Annotated in this window: 3 protein-coding genes and 1 tRNA gene; 3 read left to right on the forward strand and 1 reads right to left on the reverse strand. The window is 46.2% G+C overall.

Annotated features, from left to right (window positions below):
- Window positions 1-210, reverse strand: a 210-nt coding sequence (locus QZ735_RS10545; RefSeq protein ID WP_294247964.1) for a helix-turn-helix transcriptional regulator, incomplete at its 3' end; no start/stop codon positions are given.
- Window positions 211-762: 552 nt separating this feature from the next.
- Here QZ735_RS10545 and QZ735_RS10550 point away from each other — a divergent pair.
- The 3 genes from QZ735_RS10550 (at window position 763) to QZ735_RS10560 (ending at window position 5728) form a co-directional block, all read left to right on the forward strand.
- Window positions 763-3726 (forward strand): tetratricopeptide repeat protein, encoded by a 2964-nt coding sequence (locus tag QZ735_RS10550; protein WP_294247965.1) that lies wholly within the window; start codon window positions 763-765, stop codon window positions 3724-3726.
- Window positions 3727-3815: 89 nt separating this feature from the next.
- On the forward strand, window positions 3816-5579 hold the full coding sequence (locus QZ735_RS10555) for a TonB-dependent receptor (RefSeq protein ID WP_294247967.1): 1764 nt from the start codon (window positions 3816-3818) through the stop codon (window positions 5577-5579).
- Window positions 5580-5654: 75 nt separating this feature from the next.
- Window positions 5655-5728 (forward strand) — tRNA-Arg (locus QZ735_RS10560).
- Window positions 5729-6248: the final 520 nt, after the last annotated feature.

Consider the following 6248-nt stretch of genomic DNA (forward strand, 5'->3'; position numbering starts at 1 on the left):
ATCAAAATTCTGGAAAGCCTCAACCGGGATTTTCATGACTTCGGATATTTTCTGCAGCAAGGCTTCTTCTAACACATGTTTCTGTTCCAGCAGCGAAATTTTCTTCTGGTTCCATTCCTCACCCAGATCGAAAGCCAGGGCTTCCTGCTTGATGCCCAGCATCTCCCTGAATCTTTTTACATTGCGTCCCTGATGTACTTTTTGTTCCATGACCGTGTTTTTATTGGTTAGTGATGGGTAAATTTAGAAAATCTTGCGGGATTGGGCAAGGGGATGAGTTCCTGACAGACTTTATGGGGAGTACGAGCCCGGAGGCTCGCGCTGGCGGATCAGGGCGTTTTGTCTTTTCGGTAGTGCGGAAATCGTATTTGTATTTTTAAAACAAAGCCAATTTAAAGAAGCTTTTGACGTACTTCGCTGGTGCGAGCGTCACGCTCGTACCCGTCTGAAAAGCAGCAAAGAATTCATCCGTTAGAAAACAAAAGGAAAACCAGCCGAAGAACCTGTAACAGCAAAAGATATTGCGGAGATCTCGCGGATTGATCTCGCGGATTTGCAATCCGTGAGATCTCTTCGAGGTCTTTTCATTTCCACAAAAAGTTAACGAATCATAAAATTCCCGGCCCGTGTGAACATTCTGTTAAAAGGCTTGTCCATGCAATATCTTTTCGATATTTTCGTTGATCAATTGCGGGGAAATCCTGCAGAATTTTAAAGATCCGGCCCATTTTCCGGGCCTGCCCATTTTAAAATTTACTAGTAATGAACTCGAAAAAAATACTTCTGGCAACGGCTGTGCTGTACTTCGGTATTTCCGGTGCGCAACAGTCCCAATACTTTACCCACCGGGAAAACTACAGGTTCAACCTTGCCGAAAACCTCTATCAGACCAAAATATACAACGCTTCGCAGTACGAATACGCGCGGCAGTATTTCTACAATGAAAACCTGTCGCGCTCCAGAAAAGAAGCGGCGCAGTTTTTCGATAATGTAATCGGGGTGATCCTCCAGAAAAACCATGCGGAAGAAGGGCTGAGCGCCTTCATCAGGGAATACCCCAACTCCGCCTACTTTGCCCAGGCCAACCTGCCGCTGGCCGATTATTACCTGGCCAAGAAAGACTTTGAAAAAGCCCTGGAGACCCTGAAGAAAGTAAACCAGTACCAGCTTTCCAAAGAAGAGAATACGCAGTACATCCTGAAGCTCGGCTATGCCAAATTCATGATGGGTGATTCCAAAGGCGCCACCGATGCCCTGGAGGAAGCTTACACGACGGCAGACGATTCCCAGAAAGAAGCCATCGCCTATATGCTGGGCCACCTGTACTACTCGGACCGCCAGAATGAAAAGGCCTTCCGCTATTTCGATACGGTGAAAGACCGGCCGGAATATGCCAAGCTGGTGCGCCCGTATTACGTGCAGATGTATTACAATGACAAGGATTACGACAAAGCCATAGAAGAAGGAAACGCCCTGCTGAACGAAGATATTTCGGAGGGATACAAGGCAGAAGTCCACAAGATCATCGGGGAAAGCGAATTCATGAAAGGCAATTATGCTGCGGCCTATCCGTACCTGAAAGACTACCTGAGCGTACAGCAGAACCCGTCTGAAAGCGACCTCTATGAAATGGGGTTCGTAGCGGCACAGCTGAAGAAATACGATGAAGCGGTTTCTTATTACAACCAGCTGCTGAACAGCAATTCGGCGCTGGCACAGAATGCCTATTACCAGTTGGGGAACGCTTACCTGGCGGTAGGGAAGAAGCAGGAAGCCCTCTCGGCATTCCGTTCGTCTTACCAGATGAATTATGACCCGAAGGTGAAGAAGCTGGCCCACGAGCAGTATGCCAAATTGAGCTATGATATCGGCAACCCGTTTGAAAGCGCTTCAACGGTAATCCAGAATTACATTAATGAAAACCCGGGCAGCAGCAACGGTGCCGAAATGAGATCGCTGCTGGTGAAATCCTACCTGTATTCCGGGAATTACAAGGAAACCCTGAGTGCGATCGACCGGCTGCAGAATTCGAGCCCTGAGATCGATAAGATCGACCAGGAAGTGTCTTACCTGCTGGGAACCGAAGAGTTCAACAAAGGGAACTATGATGCGGCCGAGCAGTATCTGCTGAGGAGCTTAGGATTTAACCTGAATAAAGAATTCAGCAACAGGGCATTGTACTGGCTGGGGCAGGTGTATTACCAGAAAGGGAATTATCCGTCGGCGATTGTCCGCTATGAGAAGCTTCTGGACGAAAACTTCCCTGAGAAGCAGCAGCTGCCGTACGATCTGGGATACGCTTACTTTAAATCGAAAAAATTCGACCAGGCTGAAACCTATTTCAAAAAATACCTGGCCAATCCGAAACCTGAGTTTAAGAACGACGCAGAGCTCCGGCTGGCCGACATCAATTACGCCAACAACAACCTGAACGAAGCCATTGCCATCTACGACAGGAACGAGGACGCTACCGATTATACACTGTACCAGAAATCCATGGCGTTAGGCTTCAAAGGCGATACGCAGGCCAAGATTGCCAACCTGAAGAACCTCCTCTCAAGATACCCGGACTCCGATTATTACGATGATGCGCAGTATGAAATCGGAACGGCCTATGCTACACAGGACGATTTCGGCAATTCCAATGATTTCTTCGGAAAAGTAATCAAGACGTCTTCAGACAAAGACCTGGTAGCCAATGCCTCCATCTACAGGGCGCAGAATTATATCGATATGAACCAGAGCGACAAGGCATTGTCTGAGCTGAGAGCGTTGGGCGAGCAGTACAGGAACACCGCTTATGCCGAAAAAATTGTGCAGGCAGCGAAACCTGTCTTTACGAAAAACGGCGATGTTGCCGGATATGAAGCTTTCGCCAGGAATATCGGGGTCAATATCGATGCCTCTGAAATCGATGAGATCAACCTGTCAACGGCCAAACAGCTGTTTACGAAAAAAGACTACAAAAATGCCATTCCGTATTACGAAAAGTACCTGACGCAGAACCCGACCGGGGAAGGCCTGTACCAGGCAAAATACGAACTGGGGGAAAGCTATTACCAGACCAAGAGTGCTACGAAAGCCCTGCTGGTGCTTCAGGAAGTAGCCGGTGTACAGAATGACTACCAGGATGACGCACAGACCCGGCTTGCCCAGATCTACCTGGCGCAGGGAGAAACGGCGGAAGCCCGGAAGTACCTGGAAAGCCTGCGGAATTCATCGGATATCACCATCAGGAACTATGCGAATGTGGAACTGATGAAAGCCTACGCGGACGAGAAGAATTTCTCCGAAGCAGAGAAGCTGGCCGATGCCGTGATTGCCAACACGAAAAACTCGGCAGCGGTCATCGAAACGGCAAAAGTCATCAAGGCAAGAAGCCTCATGAATGCCGGCAAAGACCGTGATGCACAGACTGCCTATGCTTTACTGGAAAAATCTTCCAACACGGAAGTGGCGGCGGAAGCGCTCTATGCCAAAGCTTTCTATCAGAACAAGGGCAAAGCCTATAAGTTATCCAACGAGACCATCTTCAGGCTGGCCAACAATTATGCTTCCGAAGAATACTGGGGCGCCAAAGCACTGGTGCTGATGGCGAAAAACTATGTAGGACTGAAAGACAACTACCAGGCAAGCTATACCTGCGACCAGATCATCGAGAATTACAAGGATTTCCCTGAGATCGTGGCAGAGGCAAAAGAGGTGAAAAAGTCGATTAAAAAGTAAAAATATAGAATGTACAGCGTAGCATGTAAAAAGTAAAATGTTGTTTATACATGATACCTCCGGCATGATACATTAATATCTATAAAAAAATGAACAAAAGAATTCAAATATTATCCCTGTTATTTTTAGGAATCTCATCAGTGGCATTCTCCCAGATCCGGGAAGAAAAACTGATCCTTAACAAGAAAAGGGAGCCCGAAGTTAAGAAAATCGAGAAAAAGAAAACCTCGGTAGAAACCATCAAAAACTACCCGCCGGAAGAGAAATCGCAGAACCCGGTGCAGTATACCATTACGGATGTGCCTGCCGTTTCGGATTTTAAGACTTCCACCATCCAGGGACAGGACGTGACGCCGAAATTCCAGGGTTCCGCACAGAACAATTACGTCCAGTTCGGCATGGGGAATTACGGGAAGATCTTAGGAGACGCCAATATATCGAAAACGCTGCAAAACAAGCTGGAAGTAGGGCTGGATGCGCACTTTCTTTCAACACAGGGTCTTAAAAAAGAGTATCCGTGGGATTCCAAGCAAAGCTCGACGACGCTCGGGGCTTTCCTGAACTCGTACGGCGATAAAGGCAAATTCAACCTGAATGCCGAATACGGGCTGAACAGCTATAATTATTATGGGATTTATGCCCTGCAACCGGGAGATGTGGACCTGGACCAAAGGGTAAACCAGTTTAAGGTCAACGGATACTACGACTTTTATTCCAATGACATCCTGAATGATGTACGGGTGAAATCTTCCTTCCTGAAAGATCATTTCGATGCCCAGGAAAACCAGGTTTCGGTACTGGCCAACCTGTCTAAGTACGCTATAGAGGTCGGAAAATCAGGGATTAACCTGAATGCTGACCTTGGGGTAGGACTGGAAGCCGTAAAGAGTGATTTTGCTATCGTGGACAAGAACTCCTCCAATTTCGTACATACCAGCCTCAGTCCGAAACTTACTTTCAGAAAAGACGATTCTTACCTGATGCTGGGTTCCTCATTCTCTTTCCTGAATGCCAAGAATTCAAACCTTCTGATGGCAGAGCAGATGAAGGGCAACAAAACCTACTGGTTCCCGCAGGCGGAATTCCAGGTAGCTGCCGCTGATGAATTTAAATTTTACGGTGGGGTAGACGGCGGACTGAAGCTGAATACCTATGCCGACCTTCTGCAGCAGAATCCGTTCCTCCTTTCCGACCAGTATTTACGGCCTACGGAGACCCGTTACCACTTCTATGTAGGGCTGAAAGGCGATGTGGATGAAATGTTCAAGTATGACGTATCCGCCGGCTACGGGAAAATGCGGGATATCATGTTCTTTAAGGCCAACAGCCTTTTCGATTCCAACTTTACCCTGAACCGCTCGGCTTACGATTATGCCAATACGTTTTCTGCAGTATATGATGACGGAAATGTCAGCGACATCAAAGGAAGCCTTCAATACTTCCCGCTGGCGAATTTAACGGTGGACGGAGAGGTGAAATTTACCAAGTTCGACCTTAAAAATTATGAAAATATATACAATGTTCCCCTGTTGACAGCAGCAATCGGGGCAAAATATACGATGTTGGATCAAAAATTATTGCTCGGTTTTAAAGGGATTTTTGCCAGCGACAGAACCACCAATTCATTTGTGCTTGAAGGAGTTGGCAGTCCAATGATGTACCAGTCCACAGAGGACACTAATGACAAAGTTGGGGGGTATGCTGATATAAATCTTTCCGCAGAGTATAAAGTTCACAAAAATTTTAGTATTTTTGCCATCGGAAATAATCTTCTGAGCACAAAGTACCAGACGTACAAAGGTTACAAAGTCCTGGGTGCACAGGTACTGGGAGGCGTGAAGATTACATTCTAAAATATGAATAATGGGTAATGAGGAATTAGCAATGTCAAATTACTTATTAAATAATTACTCATTACTCATAAAAATGGCTCCGTAGTTCAACTGGATAGAATATTGGATTTCGGCTCCAACGGTTGGGGGTTCGAATCCCTCCGGGGTCACAAAACGGGTAAATCAGACGATTTACCCGTTTTTGTTTTATTTATCCGGTTGACCCCATCTGCAGATAAGCTTATGCAATAGGTTTCAGACAACCTTTAGGCCCGATGTACAGATCAGTATCAAATGTTGGGGAGAAACGGATCAATCAATTTTTTAGCAGGTCTTTGCAGATGAATTTATGAAGTTATTCTGTTCTTTATCCGGTCTTACACTTTACTCTTATTTGCACTGAAAAGAAATAAAAGCCTCTTCATCTTTACCAACAAAAATCTCTGATACCGGAATGCATTTCTTCTTTGGTTTTAAGAAGACAGGAATTGGGGAATCAGGTCTGCTTTCTGTCATGTATCATAATACATGAGATCTGCTTATGAAGAAAAGCAGTATTCCGTAGGAATACCATCTGTGTAGCAAGCGGACACAGGGTCGCCGGCATGCCATAGGTATGCTATCTCAATGCCGGCTGCAGAAGATAGGACTCCTCCGGAGTCCGGATTTCATTTTGTATTCAGACTATAC

Origin of the sequence: uncultured Chryseobacterium sp., assembly GCF_913776365.1 — a bacterium.
Taxonomy (GTDB): domain Bacteria; phylum Bacteroidota; class Bacteroidia; order Flavobacteriales; family Weeksellaceae; genus Chryseobacterium.

What these genes read in the sequence shown, in the direction of transcription:
- QZ735_RS10550 (WP_294247965.1), top strand. Translation starts at nt 763, where the DNA reads ATGAACTCGAAAAAAATACTTCTGGCAACGGCTGTGCTGTACTTCGGT.
- QZ735_RS10555 (WP_294247967.1), top strand. Translation starts at nt 3,816, where the DNA reads ATGAACAAAAGAATTCAAATATTATCCCTGTTATTTTTAGGAATCTCA.